Below are 23,152 nucleotides of genomic sequence, written 5' to 3' on the forward strand. Positions count from 1 at the left end.
ATTGATTTCTTATGTATCCATCGCAAATATATTTGTCCCTGTTTGAATGCAGCCTAGCTTTTATCTGATAGCCGCTCAGTATGAATGAAATCTACCCCGTAAAACGGAGGCTCTGTTCCAGAACACTGTTTGTCAGCATTTATATTTTTTTTTATAACGGACCCAAACACCCGCTTCTTTCATTAATTGTGCTGTTTTCCAGCGCCCAACCGGAAAGCTCAATGTATTTAAGCTTTTCTGCATTCGACGGTTTCCAACTAGAATGACAAAAAATCGAACTTAAATAGTTCGCTTTTTCATTCTTTCCCATCAAAGTAAAATAGTAAACAGATACCATTGCCTTCTGATGTTGGATCTATAGCATATTGTTTATTTAGCTGTTTCTTCGCATATATGAAGTAAAGATGATCTTTGGCAAAAGCGTGTTAAAGATATCATGCTTAAATTAGGCATTTTGTTACTGCCACTCTTTACTCGAATAATTTTATAGGAAAATATGAAAAATCATGAATAATAACAGCCATTGCTATAAACACTACCAGGATTGGACGATGGCATATACTGGATTAACTAATACAGTACTCGTAGTTGATGATGATGCGGTGATCCGTGCTCGATTAAAAGGCTATTTTGAGCGAGAAGGTTACCGTGTTCTTGAAGCTGAAGACGGTGAACAGATGTGGCAATACTTTGCAAAACAACATGTCGATTTGGTGATGTTAGATATTAATTTGCCAGGTGTAGACGGGTTGAGTTTGGCGCGCGATCTTAGAAGTCGCTCAGATGTGGGTATTATCTTAGTCACTGGACGAGATGAGACCATTGATAAAATCGTAGGGCTTGAGATGGGTGCCGATGATTATGTGACTAAGCCATTTGAATTAAGAGAATTACTCGTTAGAGTTAAAAATTTACTTTGGCGGATTTCGTTAGTCAAAAAAGCACAGCAAGAAGCTGTAGGTCATCTTGAGAAAAGCGACGATCTGATTGCCTTCGATCAATATATTCTGGAGTTAAACAGTCGCAAACTCAGTCGAGGTGACGAGGTGATTAAGCTCACTAAAGCCGAGTTTGAATTACTAACAGCCTTTGCATTGCATCCACAGCAAGTATTGTCTCGAGAGCGCTTGATGCAGCTAACTAGCCACCGCAATGAAGATGTAAATGATAGAACCATAGATGTCATTATTCGTCGTTTACGCAATAAACTGCAAGCCGACCTGTTCGTGACTGTGCATGGGGAAGGTTATCTGTTCGCCACTAAGGTTGAAGACTAGTTGGTGGCATCACTCGGTAAATAGGGTAGAAGTCTGCGGGGGCTAAGCTGTTTTGAAGCACATTATGTTGTACTGCCCCTTGTTCTAACGCCTGTATTTGTGGACCTATATCCCCAAATGCATTCGCTCCTTCAAGTTCTTTCACCACGATATCTATGGCTAATCTTCCTTGCAGGACAACTTGATCATCACTACTGAAGGCTACTTTATGACGATAGAGTCCACGTGAAATCGCGGGAGACAAATAGCTGCTCACAAGATTAACTTGCTCAGTTAACTTTTTATGCTGTAATGAGCCTATGGCCGCTTCGATGGCAACGGCACTGCCAAGAATATAATCAGGAATATGATCGTTAAGGAGCTTCTGGAGCTGGTCACGATAAAGATCGCGATTATTATCAGTATGGCGAATCGACGAAATCTCAATAGCACTATTGGCAATCGCATCATGGATACCAAGCTCAACCCAGTGGCTTCCGCCGACACTTTTTGGACCAGTAAGCAGTGCCAGCTTTACTGGTGGTGAGGGCGGTGCTTGTTTTACAGATTGGGTGATAAAATGCCCAGCAACCCAGCCCATTTGATACCAATTTACCCCAACGCGAGTCTTAATGATGGGGCTATCAAGTCGATTAACTAATGCTATGATGGGTTTATTTATCTGTCCCGGATAGCGGTTAAGTAAATTCGGATCCACTGTACCAAGTAAGATGGCATCGAACGGTTGATTAAGACAGTATTCAAGTTGTTTTAGTTGTTGATCTTTTCTGTAATAACTTCCAGCTTCAAATAATTCTAAGTTGATACCTAATCGGATAGCCTGTGATACCAAACCAGAGTCGATGCCGATCCAATAGGCGTCTTTAAGGTGTGGAACTAAGGCACATACTCGCCAAGGTTTTTGGGCAGAAGTCAGTTGATTATATAGTATCGTTTTTACTGCTTGGATTTTGACATTAAAGGGCGTGCGTTGTTCTAATGTCCAAGTGGTATCGGAGTTCGCCTCAGCAAGTAATGATATTGACCCTAAGCAAACTATCAGCATATAAATGAGTTGACGCATATTACTGTCTCACTTAAGGTTTCTGAACCTTTCAACAAATAATTTTAATGATTATAACATTTTAAGGAATGCGTGTGAGCACTTTATCACTATCAAGCAAGAGCTTAGTTGGCCGTCTCATGTTGGCATTCTGTCTTCTTGGATTGTTACTATTAATGTTGGTGAGCCTTGGCAGTGTTTCGCTTTATTGGGTAAAGCTTGCCGACCAGTATTTATATGAAGAGGCATTACCCGCATCAGAGGTTGCAAGGCAATTGATGCAGTCTTCTAATAGCTTGCTCGACAATGCCCAAGGGCTTGAACGAGTCGAAGAAGAGGCACAACGCGTTTTTCTTGGTCGAAAGTTATCGCTCGAAAGTACCAATTTACTTGCCGCTATTAAACGACTTCACTCCCTAAACGTACAAGCTAGTGGTGCCAGCAAAGATAAGCATTTAGCGCTATTAGCCGGCGAAATTATCCTCGACTTATCGATATTTGGCCGTCAAGTGGGGGATCGTCTAGCGCTCACTGCTCAATTGAAGAAAAATGGGCGGGACCTTGCACAAGCCGCCAGTAACAGTAGTTTATTACTTGAAGCTGAGCAAGCAGTGGTCGATTCAACTATTTTGGCTAAATTGAGTTTAGCTTATCCTCAAGTCGCGGGGCCTGAAAAAAGTGCCTACCTCCTCGATACCATCATAGAGCAAGATTTAGATGTTCGTGAGCGTTTGAATAGAGCATTGGCATTGGTTAATCATATTGCGTTAGTGGGCCAATTGTTACAGTCTCCTGAGCAGCAACTCGGATTGAATAAAGTGTTAAACAGTATGGCGAGAGTGCTTTCTAAAACGACTTATAGCCATGATGCGACTCATCTCAATTCAAAGAACATCAACGAGCTTCCAAGCACTTCCTCAGCTTCAGCTATTAATGGGGAAATTGATTTGATGCCACTTGAGTTACTTAATGGGGTGATTCGTGATCCCGTTAGAGCAACAGAGCTTGAGAAGCAGTTGATTATGTTAAGGGAAGTGAATGTTGGCTTACGTTTACAGCAGCAATATGCTCAATTGTTAGCAAAACAAAATGCGCAACTGTTAATGCTGACTGATAAATTAGGCCAACTGAATAAGTCTGTTGATCGTGCGATGACAGCACAACAACAACGGGCAGATAATGCTCGTAATGAGTTTTTACAACAATTGTTGTGGGCCAAGCTAGGGTTGTGGGCTACAGGGGTTTTAATGTTATTAATCATGATATTAGTTGTTTATCGCGTTATTTATAAAGGGATTGCCTTACGCCTGAATGAAGCGACTGCGGCATTATCTCAATTAAGCCAAGGTAATACAGAGGTCGTGCTTGACCCCCATGGAAATGATGAACTCACCGCCATGGCATCCGCGATTGAAGCTTTTAAACAAAAAACCGCACACAATCAAGCGCTGCAATTAGAGCTACAGTCAACCGCATCAGAATTGTTTGCCCATAAAGCTTCACTTGAAAGTACCGTTCATGCGCGCACCATTGAGCTTGCCGAAGCAAATCGTCAGTTAGATACAGAAGCCAAAGGACATTCGGCAGCAAGGGTGATGGCCGAGCAAGCCAATAAAGACAAATCGCTATTTTTAGCCACCATGAGCCACGAAATTCGCACGCCGTTAAATGGCCTGTTAGGCACTCTTACTTTATTGGGCTACTCTCCATTACCGCCAGCACAAAAGCAAATGCTGGCTTTATCTCATTACAGCGGTACGTTGCTGCAAACGGTACTCAACGACATTCTGGACTTTTCTCGTTTGGAGGAAGGACAATTAACCAACGAGCCTCGAGCGGTCGCACTAGACGATCTGCTGGATGAGGTCATGGCAATTATGCTAGCCGGTGCCGGATTGTCAGGATTATCTCTATATTTAGTGCGAAGTCATTTACCAAAATGGGTCAATATAGATGGTCCAAAATTGCGTCAAGTACTGTTTAACTTGCTCGGCAATGCGATTAAGTTTACACCCAAGGGTGAAATTCAGTTGCGAGTATCTGTTGTTGAGCAGCGTTTAGCATTTGAAATTGCTGATACCGGCGTTGGGATTAGCGCGGCGGCGATGGGAAAATTGTTTATCGCCTATAGTGCTCAACCTAATCAAGGGCGAACAAAGGGGACCGGGCTTGGGCTTGCCATTTGTAAAGAATTGGTCTCTTTAATGAACGCAGTGGATACTTCAACCCAGTGTATTTGGGTTAACAGTGGTGTTGGACAAGGCTCCACTTTTGGGTTTAGTTTGCCATTACATATTTGTGAGCAAGCAGATGAACCTGCCAGGGAGGCGTTACCACAGGTCGCGCCTAAATGTGTATTAGTGGTCGAGGACAACAAGGTGAACGCGATGGTGGCACAAGGCTTTTTAGCACATCTTGGCCATCAGTCGGTGTTGGCTGAAAGTTGTGCTCAAGCACGTGCCTTGTACTGTGTTGATAGTGCTTCGACATTTGACGGCATCATGCTTGACATTCAACTTGGCGATGGTTCTGGCGTCGAATTATTGTCTGAACTCAAACAGATCGCTCAGCTGGCTCAGCTAGACGTCATCATTGCAGCATTTACCGCACAAATTCAAGAGGATGACATTAAAACCTATCAAGCATCAGGCTTTGATGATGTATTGGCAAAACCGCTTAATATGCAGTCATTAGCCAGCTGGATTGGTGTTGCTACTGATACGCTTGAAAAGCACTCTCACAGTGCCATAAATGATGTGGCTGAGTCGGAGCAACCGATATTGCATGCGTTGCAACAAGGCGGCGTTAATGTTATCAATCAGCCATTATTAAATGAACAGCAAATTAATGACGATTTGCAGTACCTAGGTGTGGCGGCGTTAAACGAGATGTTAACCCTTTATAGAACCAGCAGTACCACGCAAATTAATGCGCTCAGGGCAATACCTGCCGAGGGTGCTAAATTGCTACATGCGCTTAAAGGCAGCAGTGCCAGTATCGGTTTTATTAAGTTGAGTCAGTTGTGCAAACAATTAGAGACCGATGGGATCAGTGATGATTCATCTCAGTTGCTTAAGCAAGTATGGCAAGCATCAATTAACGCACTTGAGCTGAAGTTAGTGAACTAGCTTGAACTCAAAATAAGCTGTGCGTCTGCCGTCAGATTGTTAACGCACTGTCTATTCTGTATGGTGGAAAATTCATCATAGGGCTAAAAACCAAGCATAAAAAACACCGGGCAAGCACGGTGTTTTGGTCTCTATGGTAGACAAATTGATTACTGGTCGGCAGCAAGTCCTTCACAATCACTGGCGACCCAAGTTTGAGTAAGATGGGCAAGGGCGGCATAGAACTTTCCGGTGTCAAGGGATGTCACCTTATCCGTAAAGCTCCCTAGCCAAGCATTCAGATACTGATTAATAAAGGCAAGTTGAGTTTTATCATCACTAGCACAAGCTTGATGGGCAACATAAGCTAAGATCACCGCGATATGATCGGCCGGCTCTGGAAACTCACTTTGAACCGTTAGTTGGCTTTGTTGTAAGTAAGTTTGCATTTGTTGATGTTGTTCACCAAATAACAGTACATCTTTGTTGGGTGCATTCTCTTTAAGATATAAACTGGCATAGGGGCTAGCGCTATGCTTTGTGCCGACCAAAAACAAGCCGCAATAATCCGCTGCGAGTTCTAATAGGGCGTGGTCGGTATTTACGTTGTTAAGTGTTGAATTAAGGACTGAGTTTAAGGTTGCGATGTCTTGAATAAACAAGGGGTCACTCGCTAGTTGCGCCAAAAATGCTTGAGCCTGACTCGCAGTGAGCTCTTTTAATAGCTGATGATCGAGCTCTTTTGCAAAGAGCGATGAGAGCAGTTTATACACCATAGAACGACCTTGGTTCATTGCGGTGTCATATAATCTCTTATCATTCATCTATGTTATCTCCTTTGACCCAATTTAGGTCGTTAACTTAAGCGCCAAGAGTGAGCTTGGCGTAAGGTTAGAATACTATCAGCAAGTTAGATTTGCGTGTCAATTGGGCCATTAAATGAACTGACTTCAGGTACTTTACCTTGATATTTCTCGAAATCGACCAAGCAAGTATATGCAGAGCAGGCTTGAGCAAGTTTGGAGGTGCCAATGTCCAGAGTTAAGGTATTTGGATCACCATAGCTACACAACGCCCCCATTTCGTTCCCACCTTGCTTACTGCCATCTTTGCCCACCGGGCCATACCACGCACCTTCATGGATTCGAATAATGCCACGCGGAAAGTTATTGGACACTACCGCGCCAGCCAAAAGTTGGCCGCGGCCGTTAAAAACGCGAACGATGTCGCCATCTTTAATGCCTCGCTGTTTAGCATCGCTAGGGTTTAAGTACACAGGTTCTCGGCCTTGTACTGTGTAGGTTTCCCTGTATTGCTGCGATTCACACATTTGTGAATGTAAGCGTTTATCCGGGTGGCAAGATTGCATCCACATTGGATATTTATCAGAACCTGGGCCACCATGACTCCGCTCGGTTTTCTCTATCCAAGTTGGGTGGCCAGGGCAGTCATCATAGTTAAATTTCGCGATTTTACGGCTGAAGATTTCAATTAAACCTGAGGGAGTACCCAGTGGATTAATTTCCGGATCATTTCTGAAATCCGCATGACGTGTCCAAGGTTGGCCTTCACCAAAATGTACATAGCCATCTTTCCAGAAAGTATCGAAATCAGGCATGTCGAACTTGCCTACATTATCCGCTTTACAGTCGTCATAGAGCTTTTTAAGCCAATCAAACTCTGACATACCACGAGTGTATTCTTTCTCTTTGCCCATGATTTTTGCAAAGCGGGTAAAGATTTCAAAATCAGACAAACTGTCAAATAAAGGCTCAACCATTTTTTGCATCGTTAAAATACCGCGGTTGGCGTAGCTACCATAGATGTCAAGATCGTTACGTTCGAGCGTGGTGCAAGCCGGTAAGACGATATCAGAGAAGCGGCAGGTTGCTGTCCAGTTTATGTCGACAGTGACCACACATTCAAGCTTTTGAAATGCTTGCTTCATCTTATTTCGGTCTTGGTGATGACTCCATGGATTACTGCCTGAAAATACCATCATTTTGATATCAGGGTAAATCACTTTAGCACCGTTAGCATCGATGGTTTTGCCTGGTTCTAAAATGGCGTCAATCCAGCGAGCAACCGGAATTGTGCTACTTGCTCCCTTAAAATCATGACTATTAAAAATGGGCTTTTGATCCCCGTCAAGATTACGAGGGAAGGCTCCAGGTGCCGCCGCGCCCGATGACGGTACGCCAATACTTGAATAATGGTGGCCGTAGCTGATACCACCACCGGGTAAACCAATTTGGCCAATCATAGTGGCAAGCACTGCCGCCATCCAATAGGGTTGTTCACCATGTTGCTGGCGTTGAATACACCAACCCATCATGATTTGGGTACGGCCTTTAGTCATCACCTTGGCTAAATCACGGATGATTTCTGGGCTAACACCAGTGATTTTGCTTGCCCACTCAGGTGTTTTAGCGAGGCCATCGGACTCACCTAGTACATAAGGCTGAAATCGTTCGAAACCAAGGCTATAACCCTCGATAAACTTCTCATCGTGTAACTTCTTGGTGATCATTTCATGGGCAATACCCAGCATTAACGCAACGTCAGTTTGTGGGTTAACATAAAGTTGTTCACAATCTAGGTATCGTTGGGTTTTGGTCACGACAGGGTCAATACTGATCACGCGAATCTTACCTTGCTGCACTTTCTCTTTAAGCTCAGCAAGATAGGCAAAGGATTCATGTGTTTCGGCATTCCAACCTATTTGTAGGTTTTTATAGGGATCATTAGACCATAAAATGATGGTGTTAGATTCTTCAAGGATCAGCGGCCATGAAGTGCCTTGGGCATAAACTTCTGTTGAGCCCAAAATATACGGCAGAATCGTTTGGCCAGCACCGGTTGAATAGTCACCAATTTTTTTGACAAAATTACCGTGCATACCGACAGCACGTTGCATATGGCTCGTACTTGAATGGAGTTGTCCCGTTGCGCGCCAACCTGTTTGGCCTGCATGCAGCCCTGATGGACCGTACTTAGTTTGCACTTCATCAAGAGAATCTTTAAACAGAGTCAGGGCTTTATCCCAAGTGACACGCACAAAACGAAAATCACCGCGTTGGCTAGTGTTACTTTTGTGACCTTTTATTAAAAAGTCTAAGCGCACCATTGGATAGCGAACCCGTGATGGATTGTAGACCAAGCCTTTAACACCATTGATCATGTCGGTAGGATATTTGTCTGAGTCAAAAGGAATAACTTTATCAATCACCCCATTTTTACGTTTCATTTTAAATGCACCAAAGTGCGAACCCGTAGTAAGCCAGTCATTATTCGTTTTAGCGCCCGCTGCTGCAAGTGCATTGAATGGAGCCAATACTGATGCACTGCCTAGAGCAATATAAGAAGTGGCCATTAAACTTTTAAGAAAATCTCTTCTGTTCATTATGATATCCTATTAATGCGCTGACTTATCGAAAGTAGATGAATGCTCTTGTAAGTATTTTTGAACAAGCGCTTGTGTATCTTGATCCATGTTGACGAACGCTATCATCCCTTGGAACATGCCAGGCCAGCTGTTGGCATCAAAGTGTTTTTCATCAGGTTGGGTATGGCAAACGCTACAGCTGCTGCTATAAGTATCTCGTGCATAGTCCCAAAGTGGCTGTAACTCGTTGACAAGGTAGTCAGAATCGGTCCAAATTTTGACTTCAGCACGTTGCCATTTTAGCCCGGTCATCGGATCTTCCTTTTCTTCGAAAACTGCCATGATGCCTTCTTCTACGGCTGCATCTTTTGACAGTTGAGCTGACAGAATATTAAGACCGAAATCGAAATAGATCACTCGACCTACACCAATCTTTTTACGCCAGCCATCAATACCCACTTTTACTCGATTGCCATTGGTTTCCAGCACTGTCACCTTAGTGGCAACGTTTAGGGTGCCTGCTTCAACATCTGTTGTGTCGTTAAAATAAAGTGGCTTCGTTAATGCTGTGAAGTAGCTGTCACCAACAACAAGGCCTGTTTCTCCCGTTCCCACTTGAGCAATAAGCTCTGGTGCGCGTGACGTCCCCATATCAGGAAGGTTGTGGGCAATGCCTTTATGACAATCGACACAACTTTGATCCTTCTCAGCGGCACGTTTCATCTGTTTTTGAGCCAGCTTTGACATGTCATCCCATTTCATAGAGTCATAGTTATGACAGTTTTTACAGGCTAATGAATCATCACGGTCGAAACGTTTCCATTCGCGACTGGCCATTTCTAGCCGTTGCGATTCAAACTTCTCTTCGGTATTCACCGTTTGCATCAACCATCCCCACACATCATGGGATGCTTCAATTTTCCGGCCAATCTTACGACTCCAATTATGTGGAACGTGACAATCAGGACAAGTTGCACGTACCCCCGAGTGATTTGACCAATGCACTGTCTGTTGTAACTCCTGGTAGGGTTTACTTTCCATACTGTGGCAACCAATGCAGAATTCTTCAGTGTTGGTCATTTCTAGAGCAGTGTTAAATCCGCCCCAGAAAATAATTCCCATCAAAAAAGCTGACAGACTAATAGTCCCTAATGTGAGGTATTTGGTTGGCTGGTTAAGTGTTCGCCAAGTGTTAATAAACCATTTCATAACAGCATCCTTTATAATATTGACTCATGATTTGCTTGAGGATTAGTGTGCGACAACGCCACCAAATGCCTGGATCATCCAAATAGCAAAGCCGTATATGCCAATACCTGTTACGGTGATGATTGGAAAGAGTAAAAAAATGATAAATCCGAGTGCTTTTAGCTCTTTCGATTTCACATCTTTTTGGGGGTCACCTAAATTTTTTGTGGTCATAATTTACTCACCTAAATAGTTACTTGTTCCGATGACTTCTATCTTAGGTAAGAGTTGTTAATGGCGGTCAGACAATGTATGAATGAACTTAGACAATATATGAAAGATTATGAATGTAGGTGCTCAATGACCCCTGCATAGTCATTAATTTATATGTTTATGCGTTTAACTCAGGTGATTTTTTCCACCTGTTTAGGGTTCAACACTCTGGACAGTTTTAGGGGGGGGGGGATTTTAACGTCAATGTCCAATATTAAAAAGCATCAGAGAACCTTTATGCTTTCTCTGTTTGCTGTTTTGGTTGCTTTCAAGGCAAGGCAACCTTTAGAAATATGAGCCGATACAGCTTTATGAATGAAAAACGATTTTGACGCTGGTCTCATCGCGCTTTTGATTATGCCGAATTTAACATGACATTAATTGCACTGACCTTTCCTGAGCAGAAAGAACGAATTGCAGCGATTGATGCCAGTTTTATCAGTAAATCGGGTCGTAAAGCAGACGGGTTAGGCTGGTATTACAACGGCAGTGCAGAAGAGGCTCAGCGGGGATTGGAAATATCTACGATCTGCATTACCTATCTGAACTCAAATACAGCCTATGCACAGGATTCACGTCAAATAATAGATATTGAAGGAGCGACTCGGGTTGAGCATGTTGTTGACCTTGCCGCTAACCTAAGTCAACTTAATAGTCGGTATCTTGCTGCTGATGCCTTGTCAAATTGAATAGCTCTGGTCATTTAACTTTAAGTTTTTCAGCACAGATTCGGGATGATTTCATGGGTGGTATGGACATACTAATGGCGCCTCTTCTTCAAGTTGGGGGCAATCAAGTACAGGGTGTTTTAGATTCATTGATAAACGAGATTATTAACTGGGCGTTGGAACTTGAACAGAAAGGAATGATAGGTGGAGGTCTGACTTTTTTAAATAATGAGAAACAAGCAGCTGAAAGTGTTGTTTACACAATTACCAATAACATCGGTAGTATGCAAAACTATCAACTTCAGCAAGCATCAGATAATTCGAAAAAATGACTGGATTTTACAATTAGTAATGATGATATTGCACAATTTATAGAGTTACTTAAGTCCTCAATAGGTCAATTAAATTTACAAGATACAGATAAAGCAGAACTGGAATCTGACATTTCTACGATTGATAATCAGCGAGTGTTTTCGGATTTAAGTTTGCATTATAAATTAACAACCTGAATGCGCCATAACCAATTGATAATAAACAATATAGACAGTTACTTTTTCTATGTTAACTTATGTCGGTTACCACTCGTCTTTTCTCTGTGTAGCGTGACCCTCTGTGGCAGTGCCTTTGTTACAAAAGATCACCACGCACACTTGATCATAAAAATGAATCGGCTTATTTAAGTCCAAAGGCACTAGGTTTACCTAAACCGAAAAAACTCATCTTGTCAGACAGCTTAAAAAGTGCGCGTAATATTATAGAGGGGACAACAGGTCGTTTAGTCTCTGTTATTGGCAGAGTTTCATTACAGTCCGTTAGGCGTTATCTCTGTATTTTACATAACATCCGTACATCGATGAACATGCTCCTATCACTTTTTGCGCGTACAGTTTTAGTCGACTGGCTCGCACAATTAACTGCAGCCTTATTCTTCCTTAGAATGAGGCTGTTTTTTCTTCTGCTCAGGATGGGGTGCGCCAGTGATTCCAGCTGTCAGGGTAAAGCGCATGGCTTCCTCTACTTTCATATTCAGTGGGCGAACCCTGTTGCGGGGAATGAGCACCGCGTAACCGCCTATCATATAGCTCAGGGGCAGGTAGACCACGATACAGTCATCTTCGCGAAAATCCTCCGGCAGCTTCGCAGGTTCCGCCTGAGTAACAAAGCCGATGATCTGCATGCCGGTATCGCCTAGGGTTACCGCAACTACCTGCTGAAACTCTTTTTTAGTGGCCGGTGAGAAATAGTTAAAAAAATCACGGATAGCCCGATACACAGATTTGATAAGAGGCATGTGGTATAAAAGCTGCTCACCTTTGGCAAACAGGCGCTGCACCAGATAGGCATTCATCAACAGTCCGGTGATAAATACAACCAGTAGGCCGGTAGCCAGTCCCATCCCCGGCCAATACCAGTCCTGAGGGAGCAGGGCCTGAATCAGACCGCCGAGCAGCGATTCTGCGGAAACGGCAAACCAGTAGAGTAGATAAAGTGTTAACAGCACTGGCAGCATTGCCACTAGTCCAGTAATAATATTTTTGCTGATAAAAGCAAACATTATGATCTTCTCCGTGCGAAAGAGTTTGCCGTCTTCTCAGGCTTGAGGGCGTCTACAGGCAAGCTGGCTGCTTCGTAGCGGAAAAAATGCACAGGCTGCGCTGAAAAATCCGCAGTTGTGCACAGTAGCAAGCTGCTTGCGGGATAGGACAGAGCTCCTTCGAACGCCATATAGATCCTGTTAATTATTAATTATCCAGCTGCCGTCCGGCTGACGGCAAGCCGTGCCGTATGCATCCTGCTTTTTGCCTGCAACCACGACTGTCTGGCGATACTCGCGGCAATATTGACCCGTTGTCTGCTGATAGGTTCGAGTGGGCATCATTGAACCGCTGTTGCCGGAGTCAGGATTATTCCAACTGGTCGTTTCATGGCTGCGAGTATGTTCCAGTGAGTACTGGGCGTTCTGGCCCATGGCAATGCGATCGGCCCTGTCCAGCGAGCGCCCGATTTCCTGACCAAACAGGGCACCCGCCAGAGTGCCAATAGCAATAGCCACAACATTGCCCTTTCCTTTGCCGACATTGGAACCGAGTATGGCACCGGCGGTTGCCCCAAGGAGAGTGCCTGTACCTTCCTTGGAGCCCATAGGCTGCGTACAACCCGCCAGTGAAAATACAATAATTATTAATAATACTGTCATTTGTTTCATCGTTTTTCTCCTTTTTATCTCAACTTGCTCACAGTGCTTAAATATTTGATGACTAAGGTGCGGACTAAAGAGGGTTTTTTCGCCGCCAGTGAAGATTAACTCTATCGCCATTGGGATGTTCGGCAGAAAAAATGACCGGAACGCTTATAGTCTGGCTGAAAAAGTTAAGAATATGATTAACAGTATAGGACGAATAAAAGCGTTTTACCCTCAGGTTTGAGCCTTTTTTCTTTACCTCATTGCAGCTGGTGGCACTGCTTAGAAAGGGACTATTTATTTAAAACTGACAGCAGCAATCAAAAGTCGGAATAAATTGATTTTTCAATTCAAAAACCTGATTTCTTGAGCGGGGGAAGTAGGTAAGTTGTTATTTATTAACATTAATAGGTAAATGAACAACGGCAAATAAAAAACTCAAGTATTGATCTGCCAGGCAGATTGTTATTTCTAATAGTGTCATGCGAGATTTTGATTCATCCTAAAGTGACCGTTAGTTACCGTCTTCCAAGTATATAATTTGCCAAAAAAACGAGCACAAGGATGGTAAACTTCGTTTGGCAAAAAGGAATTTTTGTGAAAAATAGCACGTACAGCTACTTGCATGACACCTAAAAGCCACTGTACGGCTGTTATTAAGACGTTTGGTTTCACCTAATCAATAAGAGTTAAAAATGAAGAGTAAGCTAAAAAATTTATCAGAGATTGTTGCTAGTGCAAATGATTTTTTCCAAAGTAAATTTGATAATATCAATGTTTTAATGGGGATAATGGATAAAACCTTGCGTAATCAAGGTATGAAAGCGGATGCAATTACAATTGATTGTATTAGCCAGGATAAGAGGATAGTTATCCTTATTCATGATCATAAACCCCATGTCGTCGACATAGCTTTGGGTAATAAAGAAGGGGATATTTATTCATCCTCTGAATACGAAATTAACAAAATATCACAAACAGTTATTGTGGAAATGATGGAAGCGAACTTCATTTCATAATCGGTAGCTGTTATTGCAGAAATGATGGGGGCGGTTAAACATAACAGCCAAATTAGGGTGATGCATAACGGTTGGCGCAGTTTTTTCTAAAAATAAAAGGCAGTAAAAACAGTACTAACTTGCTTATCGATGAGCAAGGCGTTGAGGTTGAAAAATAATTTGCTTGGAAAATTTAAAGGTCTTTTTAAGCGTTATAAATGTATTGCCTAGTATCTTAAACGCGCTTATAGTTGGTTAAAAGAACGCGCTTATTTCTAAAATTTGGCTGTAAGAGTCATTCTACAGCCTAGTTATGTTTTCAAGGAGGATTTATGATTTATTCAACCACCGAGACTATTCCAGGTAAAGAAATTACAGAGATAGTAGGCGTTGTTACGGGCAATGTAGTTCAAGCTAAACATATCGGACGAGATATCAAGGAGGATTTATGATTTATTCAACCACCGAGACTATTCCAGGTAAAGAAATTACAGAGATAGTAGGCGTTGTTACGGGCAATGTAGTTCAAGCTAAACATATAGGCCGAGATATCATGGCGGGTTTAAAAAGCATTGTCGGTGGTGAGATTAGAGGCTATACAGAAATGTTAACCGAGGCCAGAGATCTCGCAATACAACGCTTAGTTGCAAGCGCCAATGAAAAGGGAGCCGATGCAGTTGTCGGTATACGTTTTACTACAAGCGCAATCATGGATGGTTCGTCTGAGATAATGGCTTTTGGCACTGCGGTTAAATTAAAAAAATTATGAAGCTATATCAGCAAGGCATTGAATGATTTTACTACTTGTCATTATTAGAACCTCAAGGTATTGAATGATTTCATTATTAGCTATTATTAGAACCTTAAGGTATTGAATTATTTAACTACTCGCCATTATTAAGGCATTGAATGATTTCATTATTAGCTATTATTAGAACCTTAAGGTATTGAATTATTTCACTACTCGCCATTATTAAGGCATTGAATGATTTCATTATTAGCTATTATTAGAACCTTAAGGCATTGAATGATTTTACTACTCGCTATTATTAGAAGCTATTGGATTATTATCACACTCTTCATTCTTACGGTAATAACCTTGCTGTCTCTCTATCCACTGGAAAATTTACCCTCTGTACCCGGTAGTGATAAAAATCATCACTTTATTGCTTATGGCGCACTGATCTTTCCAACCGCTTTGCGTAAACCAAAATATTGGCAGTTGATCTGCTTGTTTTTTATTTGTTGGAGCGGCGTGATTGAATTACTGCAACCCTACGTTAATCGTTACGGAGAGTGGCTGGATATGGCTGCCAATACCACGGGTATTGTCTGTGGTCTCCTGATAGCTAAGCTGATAAGTTGGACTTTTACTGTTAAATCAAAGTGTGAATAAATAATTCAAAGCACAATAAAGATGAACAAAATTAGATTATTAAAAAAAGCATAACTAAGCGGCCAAAAAAACGTCTTAGCTTTTTATTGAACAGGTTATAAAATATGACCTGTTTTACTCACCACTCTGTGCAAAGTTGTAACGGACAACTAACTTCATTTTGAGGATCTCAATGGAAAAGAAACAGCAGAAAATCGACTTTCAGGGCAAGACATTTGGATCTTTATTGGTTATTGAACGCGCCAGTTCTGATCGCCATCTGGTAGCTGATAATTTCAATTATTGGTTATGTATATGCAAATGTGGTGATCATCTTTTAGTTGAAAATAAGCAATTTTTTAATCGCATCGATCCGCTGATCCGCAGTTGTGGTTGCCATAGCAAAGTTCACAATTCCCTGGTCAATAATCAATATGGTTACCTGACAGTATTATGTAAAACATTAAATCAGGGGCAAACAGTTAAGCGTATTAGGGGATATATTACGTATTTATGTTTATGCCGTTGCGGCAATAAATATACCGCCATGAGGCAGAGCTTGTTGAAGGAAAAGGTAAAAAGTTGCGGTTGCCACCTTGAGCATAAAGCGGGATAGATTATTGACTCCCATATCGATCTGTCATGACTCACTTCATGGAAAATTAACCAGCGGCAGGATAAACGCCGGGTTGATATTCGCAAACGGATGGGAATGGCTAAAAAACAGGTAGTTACAAAGGCGAATAGTAAATCCTGATAAATTTCAGCTGTGATCGGAGCGTTATGAGATCAAAAAAGCTGTTCAAATCAACCTTGATTGAGCCTTTATTATTTCTATACTCCTTTCTCTCCCGACAGAATTCGCTTAAACTCTTCTGTATATTGATCAACGATTAGGAATAATCTGAAATAATGAAGAATGAAAAACGCGCATTAGTGCTAGGACTTACAGCCGTACTGCTCTGGTCAACCGTAGCTGTCGCATTTAAGCTGACACTTCAGGAGTTTACTCCGATTCAAATGTTAACCGTAGCGAGCTTTGTCTCTGCCATTGTGTTAACGGCTATCTGCTATATGCAGGGAAAGCTGCATCAGCTGCGTATCACTTTTTTTTCTAATCCACTCAACTATCTGATTCTTGGGCTAATAAACCCGCTTGCCTATTACTTGATTCTATTTAAAGCTTATGACTTACTTCCTGCATCTCAGGCTCAGCCTTTAAACTACAGTTGGGCAATTACACTGACCTTAATGGCTGCATTGTTTTTAGGGCAAAAAATTCGTAAGCAGGACTGGATTGCCTGTGCGCTGGGATACGCTGGTGTCATTGTTATAGCGACAAAGGGCGATCTATTAGCTTTAGATTTTGACAGCCCTCTGGGCGTTATTCTGGCACTTCTTTCAACACTGCTTTGGGCGGGATATTGGATTTTAAACGCAAAAAACAAAGCCGATCCTGTGGTCGGAGTTCTTCTGGGATTTATCGTTGCTTTACCTTTTGCTGTTGCTCTGTGTATTTATGAAGGCGCTATCTGGGAGCAAAGTTTTCAAGGTTGGTTGGCGGTCACCTACGTTGGATTATTTGAGATGGGGATCACCTTTATGCTCTGGTTATCTGCGCTTAAGGCCACTGACAATACTGGGCGGATCAGCACCCTGATTTTTATCTCACCCTTTATTTCGCTGCTACTGCTTGCCTATATCATTGGAGAAACCATTCCGCCCTCAACCCTGATTGGCTTGGCTATGATTGTAAGCGGACTAATATTCCAACAGGTAATGAAACCATCTAATGTTGATATTGAAACTTGCAAGCCGTGAGGTGGCGCGGTCAAAGTAATGGCCAATATTGTGAAGAACAGGACGTTATGAATAAAACTCACCACGAAGTTCGAATTGATTTTAACCAGCGAGTGCCTTCGGATTTAAGTTTATGATCTAATTTCATCATCCCCTTCAATGATCTGGGTTGGATAATTACATTGTGTACGGGGACTTACATAGGAGTCTTTACTCTACGCAGCGCCTCTGTGCCTTCTGTGTTAGTACTTTTAAGTTTGTGACAAAAAATTTTATCATAAAAATGAATAGGCTTATTTAAGTCCGAAGATACTAGACTGATCACCTTTTTAGTTCTTTTGGTATTAATATCAGCTTTACTGTTTTCCGGATTAAGATTAATAGAACCTATCTCCGCCAGATCCCCGCTGCACAATATTCACTGAATAAAAATCCCAAATAATGGTAAATATCAGATCAGCCTATTTTCCCCTGATCATTCGCTCTTTTGAACTGAGACGTAGAATTCATCGCATATTGCTGAATTTTTCGGCAATACTAGCGCAATCGGAGGGGCTGTCTTTATAATCAGCGGCACAAAGATCGATCTGTTGGGTGTCTGGTTTTTTAAGAGATGTATTATGTGCCCCGGAATGGGTTGATTTTAAATTAAATTATTTCCGTATTAGCTATCGGCAGTGGCTTTCAGAAAATTATCTAAACTGTTTTTTAAAAAAGCAAAGCTTTGGGTGCCTCTGTTTTTTTTTGGGTATACAATAGTCTTTCTCAACGGGGTGCTTTAAAAAGCTGAGATGATTAAACCCGTATACCTGAACCAGATAATGCTGGCGTAGGAATTGAGCTTATCAGTGTTATTTTTATGATCTGCCTGTCAATCCTATGCTTTCAAACTAAAAATGGAGCGCATAGTGAAAAAAATTATTCCTTTAATGGCCTTGTCGGTCATCATTTCAATGCCGGTATTGGCTGAAAAACTGGTCGTTTATACCTATGACTCCTTTGCTTCAGATTGGGGACCCGGTCCTAAAGTTAAACAGGCATTCGAAAAAAACTGCGCCTGCAGTCTGGAATTTGTTGCATTGGACGATGGTGTTTCAATTTTAAATCGATTGCGCTTAGAAGGGAAAAATACTAAAGCAGATGTATTGCTGGGACTCGACAATAATTTAATGACTGAAGCCAAAAAGACGGGACTATTAGCAAAGCACAAGGTTGATACGAGTAAAGTGATCCTCGCCGATGGTTGGTCGAATAATACCTTTGTGCCCTTTGATTATGGTTATTTTTCCTTTGTTTATAATAAAGAAACCCTGTCAAATCCTCCTGAAAGCCTAAAAGAATTAGTTGAGCAACGTCAAGATATTAACGTTATCTACCAGGATCCCCGCACCTCGACACCAGGATTGGGATTAATGTTATGGATGAAATGGGTTTATGGTGATCAAGCCGATGATGCATGGAAGAAACTTGCGCAAAAAACCGTGACTGTGACTAAGGGGTGGTCTGAAGCTTATAGTATGTTCTTAAAAGGGGAGGCCGATATGGTACTTTCTTACTCAACGTCCCCCGCTTATCATATTATTGCTGAAGGGAAAAATCAGTATGCTGCGGCCAATTTTTCTGAAGGTAATTACACGCAAGTGGAGGTTGCAGCAAAAGTTAAAAGCAGTAAAAATGAAAAGCTTGCAGACGAGTTTATGGCATTTATTGTCAGTGATGAGTTCCAGTCACTGATGCCGACCGGGAATTGGATGTATCCTGTTACCGATGTGGCGCTTCCTGAAGGGTTTAAAAAATTAACTATCCCCTCAAGGTCTTTTTCATTTACAGCAGAAAAGGTCGACAATAATAGAAAAGCATGGATAAGAGAGTGGCAGAGCTCTTTAATTTATTAAACATTCGCTCACTGTGCCTGCAAAGTCTTATACTTTACCCGGTTTAATTATTGCCGGGTTTATCTGTCTTTTTGTTGCGGCTTCTGTCTCTGCTTTGTTATTTTACTCGCCCGGTTTTAACCCCGCTTTATTATGGCAAGACGCCTATTACCGTCACGTTACAAAATTTAGCTTCTATCAAGCATTTTTATCAACAATATTAAGCGTTGGCCTGGCGATCCCTGTGGCTCATGCGCTTTCTCGTCGTCACTTTTTTGGCAAGTCTTTTTTACTTAAATTATTTGCGACAACCCTGGTTTTACCGGTATTAGTGGGGGTTTTTGGTTTGTTATCTGTCTATGGCAACAGTGGTTTGATAGCACAACTACTGGCAATGATCGATCAAACACTACCATTTTCTATTTACGGCTTAAACGGCATACTCTTAGCGCATGTTTTTTTTAATTTACCCTTTGCAGCGCGTTTGCTCTTGCAGTCTTTACACTCTATTCCCAGTGAGCACCACCAGTTATCATCACATCTTGGCATCTCTCATTGGAATAAATTTAAATTAATCGAATGGCCCTGCTTACGCCAACAGTTACCGCACGTTTGCGGATTGGTCTTTATGCTTTGTTTTACCAGCTTTGCGACTGTGATGGCGCTGGGAGGCGGACCGAAAGCGACAACTATTGAGCTGGCCATTTATCAGGCTATTAAGTTTGATTTTGATTTACAAGCGGGGGCCCTATTAGCACTGTGGCAAATATTACTTTGCGGCAGCCTGGCAATAGGAATCCAACGTTTTTCGCGGCCGGTGCCTCTTTCCAACACGGCAGGTAAACAAAGCTTGTATTTATTTAATGATAATAGGGCAGCAAAAATTTGGGATTCATTGTGGATAAGTCTGGTACTTTTTCTGGTTATTCCTCCCTTACTGATGATTGTGATCAACGGTCTTAATGCAAAATTTATGAGTGTGATCAGTTCGACTTCATTTTGGGATGCACTGCAAAATTCATTTTTAGTGGCAATTTTTGCCGCTTTTATTGCGCTTTTTGCGGGATTTTTTATGCTGCTTACCAGCCGCTCCTGGCGATTAGTCGGCATTGATTTTAAAGCTGATCAGTTAGAATTAATTGCCACTATCATCTTAGTGACACCGGGTCTGGTTATTAGTACAGGTTTGTTTCTATTGCTCAGAAATATAACCGATGTATTTAGTTTTGCCATTGTCATCGTTATCGCGGTGAATGCCCTGATGGCTTTACCCTATGTGATTAAAACGCTTGCCCAACCTATGTTACAAGTTGCTCAGCAATATGACCGATTATGTGAAAGTTTAGGTGTTTTTGGATTTTCACGTTTTTATCTGATTGAATGGCGCGCTATAAAGCGACCAATTATTCATGCTTTTTCCATTAGTTTTGTACTGTCTATGGGAGATCTCAGTGCAATTGCACTGTTCGGCAGTCAAGATTTGAGAACCTTACCTCTGTATCTATTGCAATTATTGGGTAGTTATCAGATGGAGTCGGCTGCGGTTGTGTCTCTATTTTTATTTATTTTGAGCATAGGTATCTTTAGTGCTGTAGAGCAGATCAGCAGTAAAAATAAGATATATTAACCATTAATCGAAATCTGATGATGTTATACCCATGATACTTCAAGATGCAAAGTCAGCAAGGAAAATTGTGCTGAGATGCTAGGCATAAAATTGAAGGTTAGTTATTCTACATAGAGATTTTATAACAACGCAGATTGGCACAATTTACCTTACCCTACGGGGCGCAAGGTCGAAAACCAGCGCTGCGTTGCATCAATCGAAAAGGGAATAACCATTTAAGATGTAAATGCTTGCATTTACATCTACCGCTAGAGGATTAACGCAGTTAATCGCTCGAAAGGTCATGTTGCGCCTTGCTCTGATCGAAGACCTTGCGCCTGACAAAGCAGCTTGAAGTAACATGGGTATATGCACATTCATTAATTTACTTTTGATAAGACTTTTAAAATAATGACTTAAGGTAAATATGATTAACTTTTTTAATGTTAAATATTACTATCGGCAGGAGGAATTTAGTTTTGATGTGGAAATTCCACCGGGCGCTATTGTCGCCATTTTGGGGGCAAGTGGTGCAGGTAAAAGTACCCTGTTAAATTTAGCGGCGGGTTTTATTCATCCACGCAGTGGTGATATTTTTATGGACGGGAAATCTGTTGTGGATGTTGAACCGCATCTACGGCCGATGGCTATGTTATTTCAAGAAAACAATTTATTCGCGCATTTATCTGTTGCAGATAATATTGGCTTAGGCTTGCACCCCGGTCTTAAATTAAGTAGCGCAGATCGTGAAAAGGTACAGAATATTGCTAAACAAGTTGGAATAGATAAACTTTTATCGCGTTTTCCGGAGCAAATATCCGGAGGGCAAAAACAGCGTGTCGCGTTGGCGCGATGTTTTGTCCAAAATAAATCCCTGTTGTTACTCGATGAACCTTTTTCCGCTCTGGATCCTATTTTACGAGAAGAGATGTTAACTATTGTGAAAGATTTATCTGCTACCAAAAATGTAACGGTTTTAATGGTCACTCACCATATCTCCGATGCTATCAATGTGGCATCACATTATCTCTTTGTAAATAATGGCGCTATAAGCAGTATTGATGAGATCTCTGTACTTACGGGCAGCCACCAAAATGATAATTTAAAAAAATTCCTGCAGGCGGGTTTACCCTCGTAGTGAGTATCACTATTTTACTGTTAAAAAAACCGCAATTAAGCGGTTTTTTACAAGTTATCGGTGAGCTTAGCGCGTCCCAAAAACCACAATTGTTTTGCCGTGAGCAGAAATAAGACCTTGCTCCTCAAGCATTTTAAGGATTCGACCAACTGTTTCACGTGAACAACCGACAATCTGACCTATTTCCTGACGAGTGATTTTGATTTGCATGCCATCGGGGTGAGTCATTGCGTCCGGCTGCTTGGCCAAATCCAGCAGTGTATTTGCGATACGTCCTGTGACATCCAAAAAGGCAAGGTTACCCACTTTTTGGCTTGTAATCTGTAAACGATCAGCCATTTGCTTTGATAAACGCATTAAAATTTCAGGATTGACAGTGATCAGTTGATTGAATTTCTTATAAGAAATCTCAGCAACTTCACAGGGGGTTTTTGCTTTAATTGAAGCACTGCGAATTGGATTTTCCTGTTTATCAAATAAACCTAATTCACCAATGAAATCACCTTGATTTAAGTAAGATAAAATCATTTCTTTACCTTCTTCGTCTTTAATCACAACTGCAACCGAGCCTTTAACGATGAAATAAAGTGTATCGGCCTTTTCTCCAGCATGAATAAGTATACTTTTAGCTGGATATTTATGTGTGTGACAGTGTGATAAAAACCACTCCAACGTTGGATCGGTTTGAGGTTTGGTTATTATCATAAATCTCCCTTAATAGGTATGAATAGCTAATGTGCTATTTCTTGTTTTGGTTTATTCGCCAAAATAATAATGACAGTTATTTACATGGAATAGAATTTTATTGTATCTCTTTTTAATAGATGCCCATAACACTTATGCTGTTATCCTATTTGATAAATCAGATCTTTGTCAAAAAAACCAATTAATTTTGTATTAATTTATTTTATATTGTAGGCACAGTAGAGAATTGATTGAATTTTAATCAATTGTTTATTGCTGTTGTTGGGATAGTTGCTCCTTGCGAATAAGCGTCACGCTCTCGGAAAGTTCTGAGTAGAGAATAACAATGCTGCCACGCTTTAATAAGGTGAATACTTGTACTGTTTTCTCGGCTAACGAAACCTCCTGTTCTCCGTAGTCTGTTCCCTCACGTAAGACAAAATGTTCGATTAAGTTATGTAATGTATCTGCATCTAGATCTTGATAGGGTATAAGCATAAATATTCCTCAAGTTGCGCACTGTTTTCTCGGCTGAAGAGACCTGCTGTTCCCTCA

At 41.5% G+C, this 23,152-nt stretch carries 21 protein-coding genes, 2 pseudogenes and 1 riboswitch; of the genes and pseudogenes, 13 read left to right on the forward strand and 10 right to left on the reverse strand.

Going from position 1 to position 23,152, the window contains the following annotated elements; all coding sequences use genetic code 11:
- Positions 1-138: 138 nt before the first annotated feature.
- A pseudogene (locus tag CXF72_RS12605) lies at positions 139-255 on the reverse strand (IS3 family transposase); the annotation flags it as partial.
- 296 nt (positions 256-551) lie between these two features.
- On the opposite strand from CXF72_RS12605, the gene torR reads away from it, so the two are divergent.
- Positions 552-1,277 carry a two-component system response regulator TorR gene (torR, locus tag CXF72_RS12610; protein ID WP_101039364.1) on the forward strand — a complete coding sequence of 242 codons (726 nt, stop codon included), beginning with the start codon at positions 552-554 and terminating at the stop codon, positions 1,275-1,277.
- Here torR and torT read toward each other — a convergent pair.
- On the reverse strand, positions 1,261-2,340 hold the full coding sequence (torT, locus tag CXF72_RS12615) for a TMAO reductase system periplasmic protein TorT (RefSeq protein WP_101039365.1): 1,080 nt from the start codon (positions 2,338-2,340) through the stop codon (positions 1,261-1,263). The genes torR and torT overlap by 17 nt on opposite strands.
- A 68-nt stretch (positions 2,341-2,408) precedes the next feature.
- On the opposite strand from torT, the gene torS reads away from it, so the two are divergent.
- Entirely contained in the window at positions 2,409-5,447 is a 3,039-nt protein-coding gene (gene torS, locus CXF72_RS12620) for a TMAO reductase system sensor histidine kinase/response regulator TorS (protein ID WP_101039366.1), read from the forward strand.
- A gap of 149 nt (positions 5,448-5,596) precedes the next feature.
- On the opposite strand, the gene torD is transcribed toward torS, so the two are convergent.
- The 4 genes from torD to torE all read right to left on the reverse strand — a co-directional run bounded on the left by torD (position 5,597) and on the right by torE (position 10,233).
- Positions 5,597-6,250: a molecular chaperone TorD gene (gene torD / locus CXF72_RS12625; protein ID WP_101039367.1), complete on the reverse strand. Its 654-nt coding sequence runs from the start codon at positions 6,248-6,250 to the stop codon at positions 5,597-5,599.
- An 86-nt stretch (positions 6,251-6,336) separates the two neighbouring features.
- The gene (torA, locus tag CXF72_RS12630) at positions 6,337-8,829 is read right to left on the reverse strand and encodes a trimethylamine-N-oxide reductase TorA (RefSeq protein WP_101039368.1); all 2,493 of its coding nucleotides are present in this window, start codon (positions 8,827-8,829) and stop codon (positions 6,337-6,339) included.
- 12 nt (positions 8,830-8,841) lie between these two features.
- Positions 8,842-10,020 carry a pentaheme c-type cytochrome TorC gene (gene torC, locus CXF72_RS12635; protein WP_101039369.1) on the reverse strand — a complete coding sequence of 393 codons (1,179 nt, stop codon included), beginning with the start codon at positions 10,018-10,020 and terminating at the stop codon, positions 8,842-8,844.
- Positions 10,021-10,062: 42 nt separating this feature from the next.
- On the reverse strand, positions 10,063-10,233 hold the full coding sequence (gene torE / locus CXF72_RS12640; RefSeq protein ID WP_101039370.1) for a trimethylamine N-oxide reductase system protein TorE: 171 nt from the start codon (positions 10,231-10,233) through the stop codon (positions 10,063-10,065).
- Between the two features lie 410 nt (positions 10,234-10,643).
- Here torE and CXF72_RS12645 point away from each other — a divergent pair, with 410 nt between their 5' ends.
- Together CXF72_RS12645 and CXF72_RS12650 are read left to right on the forward strand one after the other, a co-directional pair.
- Complete coding sequence (locus tag CXF72_RS12645) at positions 10,644-10,961, forward strand: hypothetical protein (protein WP_101039371.1); 318 nt, start codon at positions 10,644-10,646, stop codon at positions 10,959-10,961.
- Positions 10,958-11,272 (forward strand): AbiTii domain-containing protein, encoded by a 315-nt coding sequence (locus CXF72_RS12650; protein ID WP_157823258.1) that lies wholly within the window; start codon positions 10,958-10,960, stop codon positions 11,270-11,272. The genes CXF72_RS12645 and CXF72_RS12650 overlap by 4 nt, the downstream gene beginning before the upstream one ends.
- A 590-nt stretch (positions 11,273-11,862) precedes the next feature.
- Here the strand turns inward: CXF72_RS12650 and CXF72_RS12655 are convergent.
- Both CXF72_RS12655 and CXF72_RS12660 read right to left on the reverse strand, forming a co-directional pair.
- Positions 11,863-12,495, reverse strand: coding sequence for a DUF502 domain-containing protein (locus tag CXF72_RS12655; protein WP_101039373.1), 633 nt, complete (start codon positions 12,493-12,495; stop codon positions 11,863-11,865).
- A gap of 180 nt (positions 12,496-12,675) precedes the next feature.
- Positions 12,676-13,146 carry an RT0821/Lpp0805 family surface protein gene (locus CXF72_RS12660; protein ID WP_101039374.1) on the reverse strand — a complete coding sequence of 157 codons (471 nt, stop codon included), beginning with the start codon at positions 13,144-13,146 and terminating at the stop codon, positions 12,676-12,678.
- A 671-nt stretch (positions 13,147-13,817) separates the two neighbouring features.
- Here CXF72_RS12660 and CXF72_RS12665 point away from each other — a divergent pair.
- The 9 genes and pseudogenes from CXF72_RS12665 to thiQ all read left to right on the forward strand — a co-directional run bounded on the left by CXF72_RS12665 (position 13,818) and on the right by thiQ (position 21,913).
- The gene (locus CXF72_RS12665) at positions 13,818-14,141 is read left to right on the forward strand and encodes a hypothetical protein (protein WP_101039375.1); all 324 of its coding nucleotides are present in this window, start codon (positions 13,818-13,820) and stop codon (positions 14,139-14,141) included.
- A 311-nt stretch (positions 14,142-14,452) separates the two neighbouring features.
- Positions 14,453-14,569, forward strand: a pseudogene (locus tag CXF72_RS12670) (heavy metal-binding domain-containing protein); the annotation flags it as partial.
- Positions 14,569-14,889 carry a heavy metal-binding domain-containing protein gene (locus CXF72_RS12675; protein ID WP_101039377.1) on the forward strand — a complete coding sequence of 107 codons (321 nt, stop codon included), beginning with the start codon at positions 14,569-14,571 and terminating at the stop codon, positions 14,887-14,889. The pseudogene CXF72_RS12670 and the gene CXF72_RS12675, both read left to right, overlap by 1 nt.
- Before the next feature lie 258 nt (positions 14,890-15,147).
- Positions 15,148-15,516 (forward strand): VanZ family protein, encoded by a 369-nt coding sequence (locus CXF72_RS12680; RefSeq protein WP_101039378.1) that lies wholly within the window; start codon positions 15,148-15,150, stop codon positions 15,514-15,516.
- Between the two features lie 172 nt (positions 15,517-15,688).
- Entirely contained in the window at positions 15,689-16,111 is a 423-nt protein-coding gene (locus CXF72_RS12685; protein ID WP_101039379.1) for a hypothetical protein, read from the forward strand.
- A 296-nt stretch (positions 16,112-16,407) separates the two neighbouring features.
- Entirely contained in the window at positions 16,408-17,316 is a 909-nt protein-coding gene (locus tag CXF72_RS12690; protein ID WP_101039380.1) for a DMT family transporter, read from the forward strand.
- A 738-nt stretch (positions 17,317-18,054) separates the two neighbouring features.
- Positions 18,055-18,148: riboswitch (TPP riboswitch) on the forward strand.
- Positions 18,149-18,203: 55 nt separating this feature from the next.
- Positions 18,204-19,190, forward strand: a complete 987-nt coding sequence (gene thiB, locus CXF72_RS12695) for a thiamine ABC transporter substrate binding subunit (RefSeq protein ID WP_232784976.1) — start codon at positions 18,204-18,206, stop codon at positions 19,188-19,190.
- A 13-nt stretch (positions 19,191-19,203) separates the two neighbouring features.
- Positions 19,204-20,796 (forward strand): thiamine/thiamine pyrophosphate ABC transporter permease ThiP, encoded by a 1,593-nt coding sequence (thiP, locus tag CXF72_RS12700; RefSeq protein WP_101039382.1) that lies wholly within the window; start codon positions 19,204-19,206, stop codon positions 20,794-20,796.
- A gap of 406 nt (positions 20,797-21,202) precedes the next feature.
- Entirely contained in the window at positions 21,203-21,913 is a 711-nt protein-coding gene (gene thiQ, locus CXF72_RS12705) for a thiamine ABC transporter ATP-binding protein (protein ID WP_101039383.1), read from the forward strand.
- 66 nt (positions 21,914-21,979) lie between these two features.
- Here thiQ and crp read toward each other — a convergent pair whose 3' ends face one another.
- Positions 21,980-22,618, reverse strand: a complete 639-nt coding sequence (gene crp / locus CXF72_RS12710; protein ID WP_011768808.1) for a cAMP-activated global transcriptional regulator CRP — start codon at positions 22,616-22,618, stop codon at positions 21,980-21,982.
- Between the two features lie 249 nt (positions 22,619-22,867).
- Complete coding sequence (locus tag CXF72_RS12715) at positions 22,868-23,095, reverse strand: YheU family protein (RefSeq protein WP_101039384.1); 228 nt, start codon at positions 23,093-23,095, stop codon at positions 22,868-22,870.
- Positions 23,096-23,152 lie beyond the last annotated feature (57 nt).

Source organism: Psychromonas sp. MB-3u-54 (assembly GCF_002836415.1).
GTDB lineage: Bacteria > Pseudomonadota > Gammaproteobacteria > Enterobacterales > Psychromonadaceae > Psychromonas.

What these genes read in the sequence shown, in the direction of transcription:
- thiQ (WP_101039383.1), top strand. Translation starts at nt 21,203, where the DNA reads ATGATTAACTTTTTTAATGTTAAATATTACTATCGGCAGGAGGAATTT.
- CXF72_RS12665 (WP_101039375.1), top strand. Translation starts at nt 13,818, where the DNA reads ATGAAGAGTAAGCTAAAAAATTTATCAGAGATTGTTGCTAGTGCAAAT.
- torD (WP_101039367.1), bottom strand. Translation starts at nt 6,250, where the DNA reads ATGAATGATAAGAGATTATATGACACCGCAATGAACCAAGGTCGTTCT.
- torE (WP_101039370.1), bottom strand. Translation starts at nt 10,233, where the DNA reads ATGACCACAAAAAATTTAGGTGACCCCCAAAAAGATGTGAAATCGAAA.
- CXF72_RS12675 (WP_101039377.1), top strand. Translation starts at nt 14,569, where the DNA reads ATGATTTATTCAACCACCGAGACTATTCCAGGTAAAGAAATTACAGAG.
- CXF72_RS12655 (WP_101039373.1), bottom strand. Translation starts at nt 12,495, where the DNA reads ATGTTTGCTTTTATCAGCAAAAATATTATTACTGGACTAGTGGCAATG.
- CXF72_RS12645 (WP_101039371.1), top strand. Translation starts at nt 10,644, where the DNA reads ATGACATTAATTGCACTGACCTTTCCTGAGCAGAAAGAACGAATTGCA.
- CXF72_RS12685 (WP_101039379.1), top strand. Translation starts at nt 15,689, where the DNA reads ATGGAAAAGAAACAGCAGAAAATCGACTTTCAGGGCAAGACATTTGGA.
- torT (WP_101039365.1), bottom strand. Translation starts at nt 2,340, where the DNA reads ATGCGTCAACTCATTTATATGCTGATAGTTTGCTTAGGGTCAATATCA.
- CXF72_RS12680 (WP_101039378.1), top strand. Translation starts at nt 15,148, where the DNA reads ATGATTTTACTACTCGCTATTATTAGAAGCTATTGGATTATTATCACA.
- torC (WP_101039369.1), bottom strand. Translation starts at nt 10,020, where the DNA reads ATGAAATGGTTTATTAACACTTGGCGAACACTTAACCAGCCAACCAAA.
- crp (WP_011768808.1), bottom strand. Translation starts at nt 22,618, where the DNA reads ATGATAATAACCAAACCTCAAACCGATCCAACGTTGGAGTGGTTTTTA.
- CXF72_RS12660 (WP_101039374.1), bottom strand. Translation starts at nt 13,146, where the DNA reads ATGAAACAAATGACAGTATTATTAATAATTATTGTATTTTCACTGGCG.
- torA (WP_101039368.1), bottom strand. Translation starts at nt 8,829, where the DNA reads ATGAACAGAAGAGATTTTCTTAAAAGTTTAATGGCCACTTCTTATATT.
- CXF72_RS12690 (WP_101039380.1), top strand. Translation starts at nt 16,408, where the DNA reads ATGAAGAATGAAAAACGCGCATTAGTGCTAGGACTTACAGCCGTACTG.
- CXF72_RS12715 (WP_101039384.1), bottom strand. Translation starts at nt 23,095, where the DNA reads ATGCTTATACCCTATCAAGATCTAGATGCAGATACATTACATAACTTA.
- torS (WP_101039366.1), top strand. Translation starts at nt 2,409, where the DNA reads ATGCGTGTGAGCACTTTATCACTATCAAGCAAGAGCTTAGTTGGCCGT.
- torR (WP_101039364.1), top strand. Translation starts at nt 552, where the DNA reads ATGGCATATACTGGATTAACTAATACAGTACTCGTAGTTGATGATGAT.